19 protein-coding genes are annotated in these 19,185 nt (G+C 74.5%); 9 read left to right on the top strand and 10 right to left on the bottom strand.

From position 1 onward, the window contains the following. Positions 1 to 260 precede the first annotated feature (260 nt). The 3 genes from QIS96_RS08315 to QIS96_RS08305 all read left to right on the top strand — a co-directional run bounded on the left by QIS96_RS08315 (position 261) and on the right by QIS96_RS08305 (position 3,140). Positions 261 to 938, top strand: a complete 678-nt coding sequence (locus QIS96_RS08315; RefSeq protein ID WP_282541770.1) for a uracil-DNA glycosylase — start codon at positions 261 to 263, stop codon at positions 936 to 938. Next, a complete protein-coding gene (locus QIS96_RS08310) occupies positions 935 to 1,918 on the top strand; it encodes an N-acetylglucosamine kinase (RefSeq protein WP_282541769.1) in 984 nt (327 codons plus the stop codon). The genes QIS96_RS08315 and QIS96_RS08310 overlap by 4 nt, the downstream gene beginning before the upstream one ends. A gap of 295 nt (positions 1,919 to 2,213) precedes the next feature. Beyond that, entirely contained in the window at positions 2,214 to 3,140 is a 927-nt protein-coding gene (locus tag QIS96_RS08305; RefSeq protein WP_282541768.1) for a sirohydrochlorin chelatase, read from the top strand. Positions 3,141 to 3,298: 158 nt separating this feature from the next. Here the strand turns inward: QIS96_RS08305 and QIS96_RS08300 are convergent, their stop codons facing one another. From QIS96_RS08300 to QIS96_RS08290, 3 genes are all read right to left on the bottom strand, one after another. Then, positions 3,299 to 4,393 carry a lactonase family protein gene (locus QIS96_RS08300; protein ID WP_282541767.1) on the bottom strand — a complete coding sequence of 365 codons (1,095 nt, stop codon included), beginning with the start codon at positions 4,391 to 4,393 and terminating at the stop codon, positions 3,299 to 3,301. A 99-nt stretch (positions 4,394 to 4,492) separates the two neighbouring features. Further along, complete coding sequence (locus QIS96_RS08295) at positions 4,493 to 6,004, bottom strand: FUSC family protein (RefSeq protein ID WP_282541766.1); 1,512 nt, start codon at positions 6,002 to 6,004, stop codon at positions 4,493 to 4,495. Positions 6,005 to 6,231: 227 nt separating this feature from the next. Then, the gene (locus tag QIS96_RS08290) at positions 6,232 to 7,215 is read right to left on the bottom strand and encodes a M23 family metallopeptidase (protein ID WP_282541765.1); all 984 of its coding nucleotides are present in this window, start codon (positions 7,213 to 7,215) and stop codon (positions 6,232 to 6,234) included. A 252-nt stretch (positions 7,216 to 7,467) separates the two neighbouring features. Here QIS96_RS08290 and QIS96_RS08285 point away from each other — a divergent pair, with 252 nt between their 5' ends. Then, a complete protein-coding gene (locus QIS96_RS08285) occupies positions 7,468 to 7,962 on the top strand; it encodes an Lrp/AsnC family transcriptional regulator (RefSeq protein WP_282541764.1) in 495 nt (164 codons plus the stop codon). 46 nt (positions 7,963 to 8,008) lie between these two features. Continuing rightward, positions 8,009 to 8,722, top strand: coding sequence for an HAD family hydrolase (locus QIS96_RS08280; protein WP_282541763.1), 714 nt, complete (start codon positions 8,009 to 8,011; stop codon positions 8,720 to 8,722). On the opposite strand, the gene QIS96_RS08275 is transcribed toward QIS96_RS08280, so the two are convergent. From QIS96_RS08275 to QIS96_RS08260, 4 genes are all read right to left on the bottom strand, one after another. Next, positions 8,686 to 9,855: an acyltransferase family protein gene (locus tag QIS96_RS08275; RefSeq protein WP_282541762.1), complete on the bottom strand. Its 1,170-nt coding sequence runs from the start codon at positions 9,853 to 9,855 to the stop codon at positions 8,686 to 8,688. The genes QIS96_RS08280 and QIS96_RS08275 overlap by 37 nt on opposite strands. Before the next feature lie 154 nt (positions 9,856 to 10,009). Next, positions 10,010 to 10,444, bottom strand: a complete 435-nt coding sequence (locus tag QIS96_RS08270) for an SSI family serine proteinase inhibitor (protein WP_282541761.1) — start codon at positions 10,442 to 10,444, stop codon at positions 10,010 to 10,012. An 85-nt stretch (positions 10,445 to 10,529) separates the two neighbouring features. Further along, entirely contained in the window at positions 10,530 to 11,126 is a 597-nt protein-coding gene (locus tag QIS96_RS08265; protein ID WP_282541760.1) for a TetR/AcrR family transcriptional regulator, read from the bottom strand. Positions 11,127 to 11,243: 117 nt separating this feature from the next. Continuing rightward, a complete protein-coding gene (locus tag QIS96_RS08260; RefSeq protein WP_282541759.1) occupies positions 11,244 to 11,774 on the bottom strand; it encodes a hypothetical protein in 531 nt (176 codons plus the stop codon). Between the two features lie 250 nt (positions 11,775 to 12,024). Between QIS96_RS08260 and QIS96_RS08255 the strand changes: the two genes are divergently transcribed. The 4 genes from QIS96_RS08255 to QIS96_RS08240 all read left to right on the top strand — a co-directional run bounded on the left by QIS96_RS08255 (position 12,025) and on the right by QIS96_RS08240 (position 16,875). Then, positions 12,025 to 13,236 (top strand): APC family permease, encoded by a 1,212-nt coding sequence (locus QIS96_RS08255; RefSeq protein ID WP_282541817.1) that lies wholly within the window; start codon positions 12,025 to 12,027, stop codon positions 13,234 to 13,236. Positions 13,237 to 13,301: 65 nt separating this feature from the next. Further along, entirely contained in the window at positions 13,302 to 13,850 is a 549-nt protein-coding gene (locus QIS96_RS08250) for an ATP-binding protein (protein ID WP_282541758.1), read from the top strand. A gap of 71 nt (positions 13,851 to 13,921) precedes the next feature. Next, positions 13,922 to 14,902, top strand: coding sequence for a hydroxyacid dehydrogenase (locus tag QIS96_RS08245; protein ID WP_282541757.1), 981 nt, complete (start codon positions 13,922 to 13,924; stop codon positions 14,900 to 14,902). Next, positions 14,899 to 16,875 (top strand): DUF2264 domain-containing protein, encoded by a 1,977-nt coding sequence (locus QIS96_RS08240; RefSeq protein ID WP_282541756.1) that lies wholly within the window; start codon positions 14,899 to 14,901, stop codon positions 16,873 to 16,875. The genes QIS96_RS08245 and QIS96_RS08240 overlap by 4 nt, the downstream gene beginning before the upstream one ends. Before the next feature lie 13 nt (positions 16,876 to 16,888). Here QIS96_RS08240 and QIS96_RS08235 read toward each other — a convergent pair whose 3' ends face one another. From QIS96_RS08235 to QIS96_RS08225, 3 genes are read right to left on the bottom strand one after another with little or no spacing between them, the layout of a single operon-like run. After that, a complete protein-coding gene (locus tag QIS96_RS08235; RefSeq protein ID WP_282541755.1) occupies positions 16,889 to 17,236 on the bottom strand; it encodes a VOC family protein in 348 nt (115 codons plus the stop codon). A 24-nt stretch (positions 17,237 to 17,260) separates the two neighbouring features. After that, positions 17,261 to 18,274, bottom strand: a complete 1,014-nt coding sequence (locus QIS96_RS08230) for a DMT family transporter (RefSeq protein WP_282541754.1) — start codon at positions 18,272 to 18,274, stop codon at positions 17,261 to 17,263. After that, positions 18,271 to 18,861: a TetR/AcrR family transcriptional regulator gene (locus QIS96_RS08225; protein WP_282541753.1), complete on the bottom strand. Its 591-nt coding sequence runs from the start codon at positions 18,859 to 18,861 to the stop codon at positions 18,271 to 18,273. Before QIS96_RS08225 ends, QIS96_RS08230 begins: the two co-directional genes overlap by 4 nt. Positions 18,862 to 19,185 lie beyond the last annotated feature (324 nt).

Raw genomic sequence — 19,185 nt, 5'->3', positions numbered from 1 at the left:
CGTGTTCGCGGGTCGAACCCCGGAGCCGTGCCCGAGGACGGCTGTCCCCGGAACCGAGCTGACGGGCTGGCCCCGGGGCGGGGCTGGGGGGAGGCCCGTACCCCGGCCGTCCCTCGAAGCCGAACCCGGGGGGGAAACGCGCTGGGGGTCGTGTTCGGGGGCCCGTTCGGGGGGCGAACCCCAGAACCGAACTGAGCAGCCTCCCCCCGAACCCGAACTCAGGTTGATCGCCAGACCCGTTGCACCAGTAGGGTGACGCCGTGGCAGCACGACCGTTGAATGAAATCGTCGAACCAGGGTGGGCCCAGGCGCTGGAGCCGGTGGCTGAACGCATCGCCGGCATGGGGGACTTCCTGCGCGCGGAGATCGCCGCGGGCCGGACCTACCTCCCCTCTGGTGCGCACGTCCTGAGAGCCTTCCAGCAGCCATTCGACGAGGTGAAGGTGCTGATCGTGGGCCAGGACCCGTACCCGACACCGGGACATGCGGTGGGCCTGAGCTTCTCCGTCGCGTCCGAGGTCCGGCCGCTGCCGCCCAGCCTGCTCAACATCTACCGCGAGCTGGGCACCGACCTGGGACTGCCCCAGCCGGGCAACGGCGACCTCACCCCCTGGACCCGGCAGGGCGTGCTGCTGCTCAACAGGGCGCTCACCACCGCGCCCCGCCGCCCCGCAGCGCACCGGGGCAAGGGCTGGGAAGAGGTCACCGAGCAGGCCATCCGGGCCCTGGCCGCGCGCGGCAAGCCGCTGGTGTCGGTGCTGTGGGGGCGGGACGCCCGCAACCTCCGGCCGCTCCTCGGCGAGCTTCCCGCGGTCGAATCCGCGCACCCCTCCCCCATGTCCGCGGACCGCGGGTTCTTCGGCTCGCGCCCCTTCAGCCGCGTCAATGACCTCCTCGCCCGGCAGGGCGCGCAGCCCGTGGACTGGCGGCTGCCGTGACCGCCGCCGCGACGCCCGACGTGCCCTGGGTCGTCGGCGTCGACTCCGGCGGCTCCGGCCTGCGGGTGGCCCTCGCACCGGCGGGCGGAGACGGCCCACCCCGGACCCTGACCTCTCGTGAGCCCGTGCGCACCGGCCCCGCCGGGATCGACGCCGGGCACCTGATGCAGCAACTCGGGCCGATGGCCCGTGAGTTGATCGACGGCGCGGGCGGCGGTGCGGTCGCGGCCGTCGCCGTGGGCTCCGCGGGCATGGCGACGCTCGGCGGCGACCTGCGGGAGCGGCTGCCCGCCGCGCTCGACGGGGCCTTCGGCACGCGGCGGCTCGCGCTCGCGGCGGACGCGGTGACGGCGTACGCGGGGGCGCTCGGGCAGCGCCCCGGCGCGGTCGTCGCGGCGGGCACCGGCCTGATCGCGCTCGGCACGGACCTGCGGAGCTGGCGGCGGGCCGACGGCTGGGGGCATCTCCTCGGCGACTGCGGCGGCGGCGCCTGGATCGGCCGGGCCGGACTCGACGCGGCGATGCGCGCGTACGACGGCCGGCGCGGCTGTTCGCCGGCGCTCCGCGCGCGTGCCGAGGCCGTCTTCGACGGGCCGCTGAACGAGCTGCCCGGCAAGCTCTACCCGCGGACCGACCGGCCGGCCGTGCTCGCCTCGTTCGCGCCCGAGGTGGCCCGCTGCGCCCCGCACGACCCGGTGGCCGAGGGGATCCTGCGGGAGGCCGCGCGGCACATCGCGGAGGCGGCGGTCGCCGTGTGCCCGAGCGGGACGGAGTGTGAAGTCGCCCTCACCGGCGGCCTGTTCAAGATGGGCGCCCCCTTGGTTGTACCGCTGGAGGAGGAGCTGGCCGCCCAACTGCCCGCCGCACGCGTCTCGGTGGCGGACGGGGACCCGCTCGACGGCGCCGTCGTACTCGCGCGGGCGCTCGCCGCCGGGACGCTGCGGCTGCCACACGACGGGCGCATGCTGCACCTGCCGTAAGCCTCGCGCGAGCCCGCCGTAAGCCTGCCGAAAGCCCGCCGTAAGCCTGTCGCAAACCCGTCGTGAGCCTGCCGTAAGGGCTGCAACTCGCCATAGGCGGATGGGGTGTACGTCACAGCGCCGTGCGCCCCTGGCGTTCACCGCCCTGACCTGCAGGTGTGTCGATATGCAGCAACTCGGGCGCCGATTCCGACAGTCGAGAAATTCGCCACTGAAGGGATAAAACCGGACGGATACCACTCAGGTGGCACCTGCCCGAACAGCGGCACGCGGGAAACCAGTAGCATGCGGCGCCATGAGCTCCCCCACTGGGCCCGACAACGGCCTGCCCGTACGAATGCCGCGACCTCGACAGCCCGGTCGGCACCGCCGCCCGGAACCCGCGGTGGCTCCCGAGGGAGCACCCGCGCTGGTTCTCGCCGTGCCCGGCACACCGTCCGCCGCGACGCGCGGCCTCGCCGAAGAGGTCGTCAGCATCGCCCGTTCCGAGCTGCCGGGCCTCGACGCGAGGATCGGTTACCTCGACGGTGAGGACGCCGAGTACCCCACGCTCGCCGGCGTGCTCGCGCACACCGCCGAGCAGCGCACCGCCCGCCACCAGCAGGCGCTCGCCGCCGGCCAGGACGTGCCCGCGCCGCAGGGCCCCGTGGCCGTCGTCGTGCCGCTCCTCGCCGGCCCGGACAACGCGCTGATGCGCCAGGTCCGCCAGGCCGTCATGGACAGCCGCGTGCCCGCCGAGCTGACCGATGTGCTCGGCCCGCACCCGCTGCTCGCCGAGGCGCTGCACGTGCGCCTCTCGGAGGCCGGGCTCGCCCGCGCCGACCGGGCGCGCCTGTTCACCGTCGCCACCGCCGCGGACGGCATCATCCTCGCGACGATAGGCGGCGAGGAGGCCGTGCAGGCCGCCGGGATCACCGGCATGCTGCTCGCCGCGCGCCTCGCCGTGCCGGTGATGGCCGCCGCCCTCGACCAGGACGGCGCGATCTCCGCGACCGCCGACCAGCTGCGGGGCTCCGGCTCCGCACACCTGGCGCTCGCCCCGCACCTGATCGGCCCCGAGGTGCCCGAGGGCGTCCTCGACGCCGCCGCGAAGGACGCGGGCTGCGCCTACGCCGAGGCGCTCGGCGCGTACCCGGCGATCGGCAAGCTGGCGCTCTCGCAGTACATGGCCGCCCTCGGCATCACCCCGCCGCAGGCGCAGGGCGCCCCGCAGTCGCGTTGAGCGGCGACCAGAGCGCCTTATCGCCTGATCGACCCCAGGTCCCCTCCAGGGCCCGTCCCCCGGTCTCCGGGTGACGGGCCCTTCGCGTACGCCGACGCCCGGCTCAGCCGAAGATCAGCCACCCATCAGCGGGCCATCGCCCGAAGATCACCCGAAGGTCAGCCGAAGATGACGCAGGACGCCGCCGGGGCCGGGACCGATCCGCCGCGGCTCGGGACGCCCGAGTCCGGGTCGACGGTGAACCAAGTGACGTCGCCGGAGCGCTCGTTGGCGGCGTACAGGAAGCGGCCCGAGGGGTGCAGGGCCAGGTCGCGAGGCCAGTGCCCGCCGCAGTCGACGGTGGCGGCGAGGCGCAGCCCCGAGCCGTCCGCCGCGTCCGGGTCGGCGGCCAGGACGGAGATCACGTCCTGGCCGCGCGTGGCGGTCCACACGAAGCGCCCGTCGGGCGCGACGACGACCTCCGAGGGGTACGCGTCGCCGTCCGGTTCGCCGTCGAGCACGGGGATCTCGGCGCGGGGTGCGAGCCGTCCCGCGGCCGGGTCCCAGTCGCAGACGGTGAGGGTCGGGGCGAGCTCGCCGAGTACGTACACGGTCCGGCCGTCGGGATGGAAGGCCAGGTGGCGTGGTCCGCTGCCGGGGCGCAGCGCCACCTCGTCGTGGGCGCGCAGCACGCCGTCGGTGAGGGTGCGGACGCCGACGGTGTCGGTGCCGAGGTCGACGGTCAGGATCCAGCCGCCGCTCGGCGCGGGCAGCACCTGGTGGGCGTGCGGGCCCTCCTGCCGTTCCGCGTCGGGCCCGGCCCCGCGGTGCTGCAGTACGCGACCGGGCGTGGGGGCGGCGTCCGGGCCCAGGGGCAGCCAGGAAACGCTTCCCGAGCCGTAGTTGGCGGTGAAGAGGTGGCCCCGGGCGAGCGCGAGGTGCGTGGGGCCCGAGCCCTGGACGGGGGCTGGCGGGGCGATGAGGCTCGGCACGTCGCCGCGTACGGAATGACCGCGTACGGAATCGCCGCGTACGGAATGGCCCTGTACGGAATCGCCGCGTACGGAGAGCGCGGCGGCCGCGCCGTCGTCGGTCTCGCTCACGGCGTACAGGACGTCCCCGCCGGGCGCGAGCGCGAGGTACGAGGGGTCGGGGACGGCGTCGGTGGCGGACAGCGGGGTCAGGGCCCCGCTGTCCGGGTCGACGGAGGCGACGGTGATGCCGCGCCCTCCGGCGGAGGTGAAGGAACCGATGTACGCCCGAGCGGTGCCCACGTGCGACTCCCTTGATCGGCTGATCGGCAAAAGCGCCTGTCGCGACCGACGCTAGCAGCGGGTCTAGACCAGAGGGGAGTGCTTGGCAGGACCGGGAGTTCAGGCCCCCACGGGCGTCCGCCGGGGCCGGCGCAGCGGCACGGCGAGTTCGAGCAGGGAGTGCTCGAGGGCCCGCAGGTGGGCGAGGACCGGCTCGGTACCGGCCGGCTCGGGCGCCGTCGTCTCGCCCGCCCGGCGCTGCCGCCCGACGGCCGGGGCGTCGGTCAGCGCCTCGACGGCCGCCTCCACCCGCCAGCACGCGGCGGCGAGCCGGGCGTCGTGCGAGGCCTCCGGGTCCGCGGCGACGGCGGCGAGACCACGCACCTCGCGCGCACAGTCGTCGAGCAGCGCGAGGACCCGCCGGGCGCGCCCCTTGCGGGCCTTCATCGGGCTGAGCGGATGCACGAGGGGCGCGAGCGAGAGCCGTACGCGACCGAGGTTCTGCTCCAGCTCGGCGACGCGCGCCGCCGGGTCGGCCGCGGTGCTCCCGGCGAGCCGGGCGGCGGCCTCCGCCGTGCAGGCGTGCACGGACCACAGGGCGCGCTCCACCCACGCCTCGGTCACGGAGTGCGTGGTCACCGGCAGCAGAAGCAGTACGGCGAGAACGGCGCCGAGGGAGCCGACGGCGGTCTCGGTCACCCGGAGCGCGAGCAGGGCCGGGTCGAGCACGCCGAGCAGGCCGTACAGCATGCTCGCCATGACGGTCACGGCGAGCATCATCCAGGTGTACGAGACGGCCGCCGTGTAGAAGATCCCGAAGACGCTCAGCGCGACGATGACGGCGGCCGCGACGGGCTCGTCGTGCAGCGGCACCGCCACGAGGAAGCCGAGCACGATGCCGAGGACGGTGCCGAGGAAGCGACGGAAGCCGCGGACGACGGTCTCGCCGCGCGAGCTGGTGTTGACGAACACCCACCAGGTCGCGCCGACGGCCCAGTACCAGCGCTCGTCGGAGAGGACCTGTCCGATGCCGAGCGCGAAGGCGGCCCCGACGGTGGCCTGTACGGCCTGCCGGGTGGTGATCCGCCGGAGCCCGCTGCCACCGGTGGGCGCGGCCACGGCGGCCGGGGCGGGCGAGCGGCGCTCGTAGCACCACACCCCGAACCGGACCGTCGCCGCCGCGGCGAGGGAGAGCAGCACGGCGGCGTACAGCTCGGGGAGCTGGCCGGGCACGGTGTGCAGGAACTGGGCGGCGAAGAAGTTCATGAACGCGAAGACGCCGAGCGAGTGCCCGCGCGGTCCCCAGCGCCGTGCGTACACGCCGGCGCCGACGACCGCGAGGAAGGCGAGGTCCCGGGCGAGCGGCGCATCCTGCAGGACGGCCGCGAGCGCGAGCACCGGGAGGCCGACGAGCGGCAGCAGGGCCGTCGTCACCGCCTGTCCGCGCACGGTCGCGTCGGTCACCGTGAACAGGGCGAGCAGCGCGGCGAGGCCGCCGGTGATCGCGGCCACGAGCGAGTGCCCCACGGCTCCGCACAGCGCGACGGCGAGCCCGATCCCGAGCACGCCGCGGGTCGCGAACCGAAGCCGCACCCGACCCGGGTCCGGCGTCACGAACGCCTTCTTCAGCAAGTTGCCCCGCCCCTTCCGGCCCCCGCAGGCGGCCGTGACATGAGAAAGGCGCCGCGGAGATCCCGGAGGATCCGCAGCGCCATCGACTCGTACATCTCAGCACTTGGACCGCTGCTGGTTCAACAGCCGTCGAAACGCCTGGGCCAATGGCCCAGCGGCTGCCGGCGTCGCCCGGCCACCGAAGGGCCAACGGACCACTCGGCCGCCGGACGGCAGCCGGACGGCAGCTAGATCTTGATGCCGCGCTTCGCCAGGTACGTGATCGGGTTGATGTCGGAGCCGTAGCCGCGTCGGGCACGGATCTCCAGGTGCAGGTGGGGGCCGGTGGAGCGGCCGGTGTTGCCGCTGTAGGCGACCCGCTGCCCGGCGTGGACGCGCGCGCCCTCCCGCACGTTGATCCGGGACAGGTGGGCGTAGAGGACGTACCGCCCGTCCCGCATCCGGATCGTGACGGCCCTGCCGTACGCACCGGACCAGCGGGCCAGGACCACGACGCCCGCCGCGACCGACCAGACCGGTGTGCCCTGCGGGACGGCCAGGTCGACGCCGGTGTGGTAGCCGGCGATCCAGTCGCCGCGGACGCGGTAGCCGGTGGTGATGCGGTAGCTCCGGGTCAGCGGGCGGGCCCAGGGCCGTCCCGCCGCGGGGGCGCCCGCGGCCTCGGGGCCCGCGGCGGACTCGAAGGAACCGGCGGACCCGGCGGACTCTGCGGGGCACAGGGACCGTTCGTCCGGCCAGCGGCCGGCGTCGCCGCCCGTCCAGGACCAGGGCCCGTCGGGTGCGGCCTCGTGCGCCCAGTCCCTGTCGGTCGCAGGCCCCCAGCCGGCCTGCCGGTCCTGTATGGCGGGGTCGGCCGGGTCGGCGCAGGCGCCCGCGAGGCCGGGGTCGCGCAGCTCCCAGTCGGCCGGCAGGAACCGGGACTCGTCGACGGCCGCGAGCAGGTCCTCGTACTCCGGGTCGTAGAAAGCGCCGCACCCTCCGGTCAGGGCGCTCACGTCGACCGGCTCACGCAGGGCGCTCTCGGGCACCGGGAGGCGGAAGCCGAGGGTGCCCGCGCCGAGGAGGCCGGCCGCGAGGCCGAGCGCCCGCCTGCGGGTCGCGGTCGGAGGCGCGGGCCCGTCTCCCGGGGTCGCCGGGGTGACTGCGGTCGCGGGGGTCGCCGGGGTCGGCTGCTGTGCGGCGCTGCTGTGGTCGCTCACCTGAGGGGACATACGGAAGAGCACACGGGGTCTCCCGGCCTCCGTGCACGCCGACCGCGGCCGTCCGGAGGACCCCAGGCTTTCGCACACAGCCTCAGAGCCGGTCGGGGCCGGTCGGCCGTTGGCCCACGGCCGCGTTGCCCAGCCACGCCATTGGTACATTCGCGGCAGGACATCTCGTACGTACGGATCGAATTGCGTACGAGCGCAAGGAACGCCGCGGACGGAGCACACCGGCCCGGCGGGGGCAGGAGGCCGGGCGACATGGCTGTGGACGCACTCGACACCCGCATTCTCCGGCTGCTGCTGGAGCAGCCGCGCACGAGCGTCCGGGAGTACGCCCGGATCCTCGGCATCGCGCGCGGCACCCTGCAGGCGCGGCTCGACCGCCTGGAGCGGGAGGGGGTGATCACCGGGGCGGGGCCGACGCTCTCGCCGGCGGCGCTCGGGCACCCGGTCCTCGCGTTCGTGCACGTCGAGGTCACGCAGGGGCACCTGGACGAGGTGGGGGACGCGCTCGCCTCGGTGCCGGAGATCATCGAGGCGTTCTCGATCACCGGCGGCGGAGACCTCCTGACCCGGGTCGCCGCGCGCGACAACGCCCACCTCGAGGACATCATCCAGCAGCTGATCCAACTGCCCGGCGTGGTCCGCACGCGGACCGAGGTCGCGCTGCGCGAGCGGGTGCCGCACCGGCTGCTTCCGCTCGTCGAGTCGGTCGGCGCGGCCGCCGACCGGCGGGAGAAGGAGAAGCGGTGACGCCCCGGCAGGCCGGTTCGGGCCCTGCCTTGGCATCCTTGGCGGCATGAGCACTTCGAGCAGCAGCACGGTCCTCGCGGGCACCGCCGTCGTCTTCGATCTCGACGGCACGCTGGTGGACAGCGAGCCCAACTACTTCGAGGCCGGCCGGCAGCTGCTCGCCGCCGAGGGCGTCACGGACTTCGACTGGCCGGAGCACGAGAAGTACGTCGGCATCAGCACGGCCGAGACGCTGGCGATCTGGCGGGAGAAGTACGGCCTGAGCACGCCCCTCGACCGGCTGCTCGCCGAGAAGAACAGGCTGTACCTGGAGCTCGCGGCGGCCGAGACGCACGCGTACCCGGAAATGCGGGCCTTCGTGGAGCTGCTGCACGCGCAGGGCGTGCCGATGGCCGTGGCCTCGGGTTCGTCGCGCGCGGCAATCGCGGCGATCCTGCGGGGCACGGGTCTCGACGCGCTGTTGACCACGCTGGTCTCGGCCGAGGAGGTGCCGCAGGGGAAGCCGGAGCCCGATGTGTTCCTGGAGGCGGCCCGTCGCCTCGGCGTCGCGCCCGCGGACTGCGTGGTCCTGGAGGACGCGGCGCCGGGCGCGGTCGCCGCGCACAAGGCGGGCATGGACTGCATCGCGATCCCGTACGTGGCGGCGACCGCGGGCGACCCGGCCTTCGCCACGGCGGGCCTCGTGTTCCCGGGCGGCCAGCGGGAGTTCACGGCGAAGGCGGCCTACGACTGGCTGCTCGCGTCCCGCGCCGAGGCCTGATCAGTCGTCACCAGCCGCTTCTCCGCTGGCGTCTGACGACCCATCGGAGATCCCAACGGCCCACAGGAGTCGGCGTCCGTCGGCGTCAGCCAGCGCGGGAAGCGTGGTTCGACGACCGGGCGCAGGACGCGGCGGACCGGTGCGCTGGACAGCGCCACGGTCACGGCGACGCCGAACACCGCGAGCAGCGGCAGCGCGCCCGCGCCGAGCAGGCCCACCAGGTCGTACATCCCGTACGCCTGCCCGGTCTGGACGAGCAGGCCGTGCACCAGGAACGGGAACATGGTGAGCGCGCCGAGCGCCGTGAACGCGGTGCGCCGGGCGGGGACGAGCGCGAAGAACGCCGCGATCAGCGCGGCGGAGACCACGAACAGGCCGAGCCGCATCGCGAGGTACTCCCACGGGCCGGTCTGCAGCTCGACGTGGTTGGCCCGCATGTAGAGCCAGTTGGCGTTGATGTGCGGTGCGTTGAGGTACGCGAGGCCGAGTGCCGCGGCGAGGACGAGCGGGGCCGTGCAACGTACGGCGCGGGTGCGCAGGCGGTGGAAGTGCTCGGGGCGCAGCCGCAGTCCGAGGACGAACCAGGGAAGGAACATCAGGACGCGGGGCAGGGCGAGTTGGTAGCCGACGCCGGTGAGTCCCGCGGCGAGCGAGACGAGGACGGCGAGGGCCACGGGGAAGCGGACGGCCCGCCACAGGGGTGCGGTGATGCGCCAGAGGAAGAGCGCGACCAGGAACCAGAGGAGGTAGGTCGGCTCGGTGGGCATGAGCGAGAACGGGGCGTCGTGGAGCAGGGTCGGCAGCGCCTTGTAGGCGACGGTGAACAGCAGGTAGGGCGCCAGGACGCGGGTGAGCAGGGCCCGGATCTGCGGTGCCGTGCCGGCGAAGCCGCGCGAGAAGAGGCCGCAGAGCAGCACGAACGCCGGCATGTGGAAGAGGTAGACGACGGTGTACGCGGCCTTGACGGTGTCCATGTCCCGTACGAGTACGGCCCAGTTGTGGCCGATGACGACGAGGACCACGAGCAGGAACTTGGCGTTGTCGAAGAAGGGGTCGCGTCCGGACTGCGGGAGCGGCGCGGTCCGGGTGGTGCGGCGTCGGCGCAGGGGCCGGAGCGTCGTGGAGAGGGTCACGGGCGGCTGCTTCCTCGCATACGTGCTTTGTCGGTCCTTTCCCTCTGTGAACGAGGCGGGTCCGGTGCGGTGGTGGCGGGCAACGCGAGAGCCGTGCCGCTTTCGTGTGCGGCACGGCTCGTGTGGCGATGCGTGGCGATGTCTCTCGGGGCGGTCAGAAGGTGAAGACCGTGGCGGTGGCCGCCTCTGCCTCGCAGCTGTTGGAGAAGGTCCTCCACTGGTTCACGTGGCGGCCGTTCCACTGGCCGTAGGCGTGCACCGTCACCGGCCGGTACAGCTTGTTGCAGATCGCCTCGGGGTTCTCGGCGAGCTTCTGGATGTTTCCGCCGGAGCTGCGGAGGCTCTTGCAGGCGGCCTGCGACGACGGGTGGGTGCCGCCGGGAGGGTTGCAGGTCAGAAGCGCGAAGGAGGCTTCCGATGGGGTGCTGCTGTAGGTCCCGTCGTGCTTCATCAGCGTCAGCTTGGCTCCGGGTCGCGCCGGCTTGGGCGCTGACTCCGACTCGGCGGCGGCGACGGGCTGCGCCCCGAGGGCGATCGCACAGAGCGCGGCCGCGAGGGCCGCCCGGGTGCGAGAGATGCGTGCAGTCATAAGTCATACGTGTAGCTCTTCGCAACCCGTTGTTCCGCGACCGTCACCCGACTGGAGCGTGTCGCGCCCCGGCTCCCCGACCGTGTCAGTCCGGGCGCAGTGAGCGCCAGATGCGGTCCGGCAGGAGCTGCGCCGCCGCGTCGAGGTCGAGGTCGTAGGCGCCGGAGAGCCAGCGGCGCGCGGCCTCCTCGACCGGGCCGAGGACGAGCACGTCGAGTACGGGCGCGGGAAGTCGCTCGACCGTTCCGGCGTCGAGGTGCGGGCGGAGCCGGTCGGCGACGGCCGTTAACCGCTCCGCCTTGAACGCCCGGATCTCCGCGGCCTGTGCGGCGAGGCGGCCGGAGTGTGCGGAGCCGTGCAGGAACAGGGCCTCGTCGCGGTGGTCCGCGGTGAAGCGGAGGTACGCCGAGACGAGCGCGTGGATGCCCGCGCGGGCCGTACGGGCCTGGCTCAGCTCGGCGATCAGGGCGTCGCATAGGTGGTCGAGGCAGCGGTCGTAGAGGTGGGCGGCGAGGCCGTCGAAGCTGCCGAAGTGGTGGTAGATGCTGCCGAGGCTGACGTCCGCGGCCTCGGCGACGGCGCTGACGGTGAAACCGTGCCGGCCGGGTTCGGCGAACACCTGGAGCGCGGCGGCGAGCACGCGGTCGACGGTGGCCGCACCGCGCTGCTGCTTGGCGGGCATGGGCGGCTCCCGTCGGGGTGGGGCGATCGGAGTAGTGGGCGGGCGGAGTCGGCGATCGGAGTGGGCGGGCAGGGCGGGCCGGCAGAGCTGCGACGGAGCGGGCGGTCCGGGCGGTGCTCAAGTGCCGGGCGGCGGTGGCTGGTTGGGGCCTGGCGGTGGCTGTCGCTTCCGGTCCGCCGGGCCGCGTGCGCCTCTCGGCGGGCGGCCGGGCGGGGTTCCGGGGAGGGTCGGGCCGCGGCTGCCGCGCCAGGCGACCTCGGCCGCCTCCTGTCGTACGCGAGCGGCTTCCTCGAATTGGCCGGTCTCGACGAGGAGTTCGCTGAGGCGGACCAGGGCGGCGTGCCGCTCGCCCTGGAAGCGGCCGGGCTGTGCCGCGACGAGTCGCTGCCACTGTTCGGCGGCGGCCCGTGCCCGGTATGCGGCCTCCGCCTTGTGGCCGCGGGCCCTCAACTCGTCGCGGTCGCGGTCGAGTCGGCGGGCGAGGCGGCGCAGCTCCGCGTGGTCCGCCGCCGCTTCGAGCCCTCCCCGAGGCTCGGGCGCGGAGGCCTTCCGCACCGACCTGCGCCGCCTTGCGACCCCCCGCGCCGCAAGGCCGAGCAGCACCCCTCCGGCTGCCCCGCACACCCACACGAACTGCAGGTCAGACACCGGCGACCTCCGCACAACCCCCCGTTACCCGCAGCGGGTACCTTCCCCCGAGTCCGGCGGCCTCCGAGAAGTATGGCCTCAGCGGACGCCGAGTGGAACAGATTTCTAGAAATTTCTTCCAGTAATTGGCCGGGCGAGCGAACCGGCGACGGAGGGGAACGTGAACGAGTCAGAAGCCAAGGCCGGTCAACCCGAGGCCCTGCGGCGGCAGTTGGGGGTCTCCGACGCAGTCCTGATCGGCCTCGGATCGATGGTCGGGGCGGGGATCTTCGCCGCCCTCGGCCCGGCGGCGCGCGCGGCCGGCTCCGCGTTGCTGCTCGGTCTGGGGCTAGCCGCGGTGGTGGCGTACTGCAATGCGACGTCCTCGGCGCGGCTCGCGGCTCGCTACCCGGCGTCGGGCGGCACCTATGTGTACGGCCGGGCCCGGCTCGGCGACTTCTGGGGGTTCCTGGCCGGCTGGGGCTTCGTGGTGGGCAAGACGGCGTCGTGCGCGGCGATGGCCCTCACGGTGGGCTCGTACGTCTGGCCGGGGCATGAGCACGCCGTGGCGGTGGCGGCCGTGGCGGTGCTGACCGCCGTGAACTACGCGGGCGTGCAGAAGTCGGCGCTCCTGACGCGGGTGATCGTCGGCGTCGTCCTCGCGGTGCTCGCCGCCGTCGTGATCGCCGTCGTCGCCTCGGGCGGGCCGCCGTCCGGGGCGTCCTGGGGCGAGCACCTCGCGATCGGGGACGGGGTGTCGGCGGGCGGGGTCCTGGAGGCGGCAGGTCTGCTGTTCTTCGCGTTCGCCGGGTACGCGCGGATCGCCACGCTCGGCGAGGAGGTGCGCGATCCGCAGCGCACGATCCCCCGGGCGATCCCGCTCGCCCTCGGCATCGCCCTCGTCGTGTACGCGGCCGTGTCGGTGGCCGTGCTCGCCGCGCTCGGGCCGCGGGGCCTGGCCGAGGCGACGGCTCCGTTGGCGGACGCGGCGCGTGCGGTGGGCGCGGAGTGGCTGGTGCCGGTCACGCGGGTGGGCGCGGCGGTGGCCGCGCTCGGTTCGCTGCTCGCGCTGATCCTCGGCGTCTCCCGTACGACACTGGCGATGGCCCGGGACCGTCATCTGCCGCACGGCCTGGCCGCCGTGCACCCGCGCTTCCAGGTGCCGCACCGCGCCGAACTGGCCGTCGGCGCGATCGTCGCGGTCGCGGCGGCGACGGTGGATCTGCGGGCGGCGATCGGCTTCTCGTCGTTCGCTGTCCTCGCGTACTACGCGGTCGCCAACGCCTCGGCCTGGACGCTGACTTCGGCGGAGGGCCGGCCGCCCCGGGTCGTGCCGCTGGTCGGCCTGGCCGGGTGCGCGGTGCTCGCCTTCTCGCTGCCGGTCGCCTCGGTGATCGCCGGCGCCGCGGTGCTCGCGGCGGGTGCGCTGTTCTACGCGGTCCGGCGTGCGGCGGGCGGGAAGGGGCAAGGCGGCGGGGCGTGAGCAGGAGGGGTCCAACTCCCCTCCGCGCCATGGTCGTACGCAGGTGACGCTGGCAGGCTGACCCCATGGATCATGCTGAAGCACTGCTCATCGGCGGGCGCGCCGGCGTCGGGAAGACCAGCGTCGGCTGGGAGGTGTCCGCGCTGCTGCGGGCCGCGGTGGTCACGCACTGCGTCATCGAGGGCGACTACCTGGGGCAGGCCCATCCGGCGCCCCAGGACGACCCGCGCCGCCGCAGGCTCACCGAGCGCAACCTCACGGCGGTCTGGTCGAACTACGCGGAACTGGGCCACCGCCGGCTGATCTACACGCACACCGTGAGCGTCCTCGCCGACACCGCCGACATGTTCCGCCGCGCCATGGGTGCGGACGTGCGGATCGTACGCGTGCTGCTCACCGCGTCCGACGCGACGACGCACGCGCGGCTCGCCGCCCGTGAGCAGGGCTCGGAGTTGGAGAGCGAGCTGCGCGGCAGCCTGCGGAAGGCCCGGCTCCTGGACGAGCAGGCGCCGCGGGACACGGTGCGGGTGGCGACGGACGGGCGCACCATCGGCGACATCGCGGCGGATGTGCTCGACGCGGTGGGCTGGTCGACGCCCGGCGCGGGGCGGTGAGCCGGGTGCCCGACCCCGCTGCTCCCGAGCCTGAGTCGGACGTTCCGTCCCGGCCGCGTGTGCTGCTCGTCATGGCGGACCGGGCGCTCGCCATGCAGTTCGGCCCCGCCGAGCGCGCCCGCCTGCACGCGCTGGCGGAGGTCGAAGAGCCGCTCTCCGTACGGGAGTTGAGCTCGGCGGAGGCGCGGCGGCGGTTGGCGGCCGCCGAGGTGCTGATCACCTCGTGGGGCTGTCCGCGCCTGGACGCGGACGTGCTGGACGCCGCTCCACGGCTGCGGGCCGTTCTGCACGCGGCCGGTTCGGTGCGCGGGCATGTCACGGAGGCGCTCTTCGACCGGGGCGTCCTGGTGACGACGGCCGCCGACGCCAACGCCGAGCCGGTCGCGCACTACACCCTCGCGGCCGTCCTTTGGGCGTTCAAGAAGGCCCCGTTCCTCGCGCAGGACGCCCGTACGCACCGGGAGGACCTGAGTTACGCGGCGGGGCGCGGCGAGCTCAGCGGCGTCGGGCGGACCGTGGTCGTCGTCGGCTTCTCCCGCATCGGCGGCCGTGTGGTCCGGCTGCTGCGCGAACTCGACCTGGCCCGCGTCCTGGTCGTCGACCCGGTGGCCGACCCCGCGGCGGTCCGCGCGGCCGGCGCCGAGCCCGCGAGCCTCGCCGAGGCCCTGCCGCAGGCAGACGTGCTGAGCCTGCACGCGCCCGCGCTGCCCGAGACCCGGCACCTGATCGGCGCCGCCGAACTCGCCGCCCTGCCGCCGGACGCGGTTCTGATCAACACCGCGCGCGGCAGCCTCGTCGACACCCGGGCCCTCGAAGAGGCGTGCCGTGCGGGACTGCACGCGATCCTCGACGTCACGGAGCCCGAACCGCTGCCCGCCGGCTCGCCGTTGTACGACCTGCCGAACGTCATGCTCACCCCGCACATCGCGGGCTCCCTCGGCTCGGAGGCCCGCCGGATGAGCGCCATGGCCCTGACGGAACTGGACCGCCTCACCAGCGGCCGGCCCCCGCTCGCCCCGATCACCCGAGAGACGTTGGCGGTGCAGGCATGAGTCCCCGTAAGGAAGTTGAGGCATCGTCAGGCAGTCGCGTCTCGCCGTACACCGGCTGGGAGCGGCACCACTGGGGCGCGCTCGCCGACCGGATGCTTTCGGCTCTCGACGCCCACCGCTCCCCCGGCGGGGCGCGCATCCTGCTGCCCGGCCCGCACAGCGTCTCGGGCCCCGACTCCGACGGCCTTGAGGGGTATGCGCGGTCGCTGCTGCTCGCCGGGTTCCGGATCGCGGGCGAGGGCGGCGCCGACCCGGGCAACCTGCTCGAACGGTACGCGGCCGGGCTCGCCGCGGGCACCGACCCGCACCACCCGGAGGCCTGGCCGCGCCCCGACCTGGTCCCGCAGGCCAAGGTGGAGGCCGCGTCGCTCGCCCTGATCCTCCAGCTGACCAGGGAGTGGCTCTGGGACAAGCTCGACGACCGGGTGCGCGAGGCGACGGTGGCCTGGCTGGCCACGGTGATCGACCAGCCGTACGTACGGAACAACTGGGTGTGGTTCCGGATCGTCACGGAGTCCTTCCTGCGCGAGGCGGGCGGGCCCTGGTCGGCGACGGACATCGAGGAGGACCTGGCGTTCCACGCCACGATGCGCCGCGAGGACGGCTGGCTCGCGGACGGCGCGGAGCGCAACTTCGACCACTACGTGGGCTGGGCGCTGCACACCTACCCGCTGCTCTGGACCCACCTGTTCGACGTCACCGGCTCGCTGTGCCCGCCGGAGGTGCGGGCCCGCTGGGAGGCCGACCTGGCCCGCTATCTGGACGACGCGGTCCGCCTGGTGGGCGCCGACGGCTCGCCGCTGCTGCAGGGCCGCTCCCTGATCTACCGGTACGCGGCGGCGGCGCCGCTGTGGACGGGCGCGCTCACCGGGGCCACCCGGCTCGCACCCGGGCTCACGCGACGCGCGGCGAGCGGCATGCTCGACCACTTCGCCCTCCGCCAAGTGCCCGGCGCGGACGGCCTGTTGACGCTCGGCTGGCACCACGCCTGGCCCGCGATGCGGCAGTCCTACTCGGGGCCCGGCTCGCCGTACTGGGCGGCGAAGGGCATGCTCGGGCTCGCCCTGCCGGCCGACCATCCGGTGTGGACGGCGGTCGAGGAGCCGCTGCCGGTCGAGGTGTCCGACCAGTCCAGGACGGTCGCCGCGCCCGGCTGGCTGGTCTCGGCCCGCCGCGCCGACGGCCTCGTCACGGTCCTGAACCACGGCACGGACCACGCCCTGCCCGGCACGGTCCGCGCCGACGCCCCGCTCTACGCCCGGCTCGGCTACTCGACGGCCACGCTGCCGCCGCTCACCGGGCCGACGGTCGCGGACCCGGTGGACAACACCGTGGCCCTCCTGGACACCGACGGCCACGCCTCCCACCGCACGGGCTTCACCGCCCTCGGCACCCGCGAACTCCCCTGCGGCGCGCTCCTCGCGCTCTCCTCGGGCCGGGTGCACTGGGTGGACAGCGCGGACGACGACGGGCTCGACCACGGCTCCGGCCGCACCGGCCCGGCCGTCGAGGGCCCCGTGGTCACGGTCGCCTCGGTCGTGCGCGCGGGCGTGGAGGTCCGCCTCTGCCGGGTCGACGGCCCACCGGGGCCGGCGGTCCAACTCCGCCTGGGCGGCTGGCCGTTGAGCTCGGATACCGATCCGCGAGCGGCGTACGGGAACACCCCGGAGGCGTACGCGACCGTCTCGACGGACCGGCTGACGTCGCGGCTGTACTCCCTGGCCGGGTTCGGGGCGGCGGGCGTGCACCTGGAGGAGGGCACGGGGCCGCTGGGCCGGGCCACGGCGATCCCCTGGCTGACCGCCGACGTTCCCGCGCCCGGCACGGTCCTCGCGGCGGCGGTCACGTTGAGCGGCGAGGCCCCCGTCCGCCGCCCCTCCCTGGAGGTCCAACAGGCCGGTTCCGGGGGCCAGTTGGTGCGGATCGTATGGCCGGACGGGGCGGTGACGGAGGCTCAGCTGCCGAAGGGCTGAGCCCGCCGGGCGGTCAGCGGTGGCTCAGCACGTTCACGACCCGCCCGTCGGGGTCGCGTACGAAGAACCGGCGCACGCCCCACTCCTCGTCCTGCAGCGGGTGCACGATCTCCGCGCCGCTCGCCCGCAGCGCGGCATGGACCGCGTCCACGTCCTCGACCTCGACGCTGACGTCGGGCACGACGGGCGCGGTCTTGTCGTGCGTCATGAAGCTGATCTGGGCCGTGGGGTTGGCGGGCGACCCGAGCGTCATGATCCAACCCTGGTTCATGACCTCCTCGAAGCCGAGTGCGCCGTAGAAGTCCCGGCTCGCCTCCATGTCCTGCGTGTGGAAGTCGGGCATGGCCCGGCGGATGGTCATGGTCACTCACTCCTGTCCACGGTGCTACGACGACGGCGCTGCGTCCCTGATTCTCTCCGTGGCCGCCGTCTCCACACGTCCCCGACGCGGCCTCCGTACGGGCGCGGTCAGCACGGCCAGGCAGGCGACGACGAGCGCGACGCCCACCCAGCCGACGGCCGGGAGCCGTTCGCCGACGACGAGGACGGCGAGCACGGCGGCGACGGCCGGTTCGAGGAGCGACAGGGTGGTGGCCGTGCTCGCCGGCACATGCGCCAACCCCCAGCCGAACAGCACGTATCCGGCGAACATCGGGACCAGCGCCATGTACGCCCCCACGGCCGCGCCGGACCAGGAGGCGAGGAGCGGGCCGCCGGTGACGAGGAGCACGGGCAGGAGCAGGAGCCCGCCGACGCCGAAGACCGCGCCCATCGCGGCGCGCGAGGGGACGCCGCCGACGATGAGCCGGTGCGCGGTCCAGGAGTAGAGGGCGTACGTGGCGGCGGCGACGAGGCCGAGGGCCACGCCGAGGAGCGTGCCCGCGAGGGTGTGGCCGCCGCCCTGGCCGCCGTCCTGGCCGCCGGAGGCGGGGGCGTGCGCGGCCTCGGCGAGGCAGAGCAGCACGGTGCCGGTCAGGCCGAGGGCGGCGCCGATCTTCCAGCGGCGGGTCAACTGCCGCCGGTCCACGAGGCGTTCGATGACGGCGGAGGCGAGGGGTGCGGTGCCGATGGACACGACGGTGCCGACCGCGACGCCGGCCAGCCGCATCGAGCTGTAGAACGCGAGCGGGTAGACGGCCACGGCGAGCGCGCCGAGCAGCACGGTGCCGCGGCGGGCGCGCAGTGCGGGGGCGTGCCGGGCGATCAGGGGCGCGGCGATCAGTGCCTGCAGCAGCCCGCCGAGGCCCATGGCGACGGCGCCGATCGCCAGCGGGCCCACGCCGGGGGCGAAGGTCGCGGCGGTGCCTGTGGTCCCCCACAACACGGAGGCGGCCAGGACGGAGAGGGCGCCGAGATGCGCGGCGGGCCGGTGCGGGGTCCGCTGCGCGGGGCTGCTCACAGGGTGTCCAGGAGGGTCGCGGCGAGTGCGCGGGCGCGCTGCACGCGGGCGCCGTCGCCTTCGAGGCCGGCCCGCGCCATGGAGCCCTCCAGGAGGAACGCGAGGTGCTCCGCCAACTCGCTTGCCCGCTCGGGCTGTTCGGGCAACAGCTCGGCGAGGTGGCCGGCGAGCAGCTGCTCCACCTCTTCCTTGTGGCGGCGGACCACGGTGCGGCCCTCGTCCTCGGCGGGGAGTTCTGCCGCGGCGTTCAGCAGGCCGCAGCCGCGGAAGCCGTGTTCGTACGCGGCCGAGGCGTGGTCGGCGTACGCGTCGAAGACCGCGAGCGCCGCCGCACGGGGGCCCTCGGCCTGGTCCAGGCGGGCCCGGTAGAGGCCGAGCCACTCCTCGTGCCGGGCGTCCAGGTAGGCGGCGACCAGCTCGGCCTTCGACGAGAAGTTGTTGTAGAGGCTCATCTTGGCCACGCCGGCCTCCGCGGTGATCGTGTCGATGCCGGTGGCGGCGACTCCGTCGGCGTAGAAGCGGCGGGCTGCGGCGGCGAGGAGTTTGTCCCTTGCGGGTCTGGGGCGGGGGGCGGCTCTCCCTGGCATCGCGGCACACTCCTTGGCTAGGTAGGTCGGTCTACCTAGCTTAACGGGTACGCGACTGGTCCCGCCCCGGGCCGTTCCTTTCCCCACCCCGCCCCTTCCCGAAAGACCTGCGGTCAGCTTCGGGGGCTGCGCCCCCGGGCCCCCGCTCCCCGGGGCTGCCGCCCCTGGACCCCGATTCGGGGGCCAGCCCCCGGACCCCCGCTCCTCAAACGCCGGAGGGGCTGGATTTCGCGGAGCGGGGGGGCTGAGTGTTGCGAACTGGGGCTGCGTTGAGCACCCCAACAGGGGCGCGGGGAACTGCGCGATCAGCCACAACGGCGCGGC

Source organism: Streptomyces cavernicola, from assembly GCF_029968035.1.
Classification (GTDB): Bacteria; Actinomycetota; Actinomycetes; order Streptomycetales; family Streptomycetaceae; genus Streptomyces; species Streptomyces cavernicola.
The sequence above is the reverse complement of the archived record's forward strand: the minus strand, read 5'-3'. Positions and strand labels throughout refer to the sequence as shown.

Bases quoted from the DNA above. Each gene is read 5' to 3' on its own strand.
- QIS96_RS08305 (WP_282541768.1), top strand. From the start codon at position 2,214: ATGAGCTCCCCCACTGGGCCCGACAACGGCCTGCCCGTACGAATGCCG.
- QIS96_RS08290 (WP_282541765.1), bottom strand. From the start codon at position 7,215: ATGTCCCCTCAGGTGAGCGACCACAGCAGCGCCGCACAGCAGCCGACC.
- QIS96_RS08285 (WP_282541764.1), top strand. From the start codon at position 7,468: ATGGCTGTGGACGCACTCGACACCCGCATTCTCCGGCTGCTGCTGGAG.
- QIS96_RS08280 (WP_282541763.1), top strand. From the start codon at position 8,009: ATGAGCACTTCGAGCAGCAGCACGGTCCTCGCGGGCACCGCCGTCGTC.
- QIS96_RS08270 (WP_282541761.1), bottom strand. From the start codon at position 10,444: ATGACTGCACGCATCTCTCGCACCCGGGCGGCCCTCGCGGCCGCGCTC.
- QIS96_RS08265 (WP_282541760.1), bottom strand. From the start codon at position 11,126: ATGCCCGCCAAGCAGCAGCGCGGTGCGGCCACCGTCGACCGCGTGCTC.
- QIS96_RS08255 (WP_282541817.1), top strand. From the start codon at position 12,025: ATGGTCGGGGCGGGGATCTTCGCCGCCCTCGGCCCGGCGGCGCGCGCG.
- QIS96_RS08250 (WP_282541758.1), top strand. From the start codon at position 13,302: ATGGATCATGCTGAAGCACTGCTCATCGGCGGGCGCGCCGGCGTCGGG.
- QIS96_RS08245 (WP_282541757.1), top strand. From the start codon at position 13,922: ATGGCGGACCGGGCGCTCGCCATGCAGTTCGGCCCCGCCGAGCGCGCC.
- QIS96_RS08240 (WP_282541756.1), top strand. From the start codon at position 14,899: ATGAGTCCCCGTAAGGAAGTTGAGGCATCGTCAGGCAGTCGCGTCTCG.
- QIS96_RS08235 (WP_282541755.1), bottom strand. From the start codon at position 17,236: ATGACCATCCGCCGGGCCATGCCCGACTTCCACACGCAGGACATGGAG.
- QIS96_RS08225 (WP_282541753.1), bottom strand. From the start codon at position 18,861: ATGCCAGGGAGAGCCGCCCCCCGCCCCAGACCCGCAAGGGACAAACTC.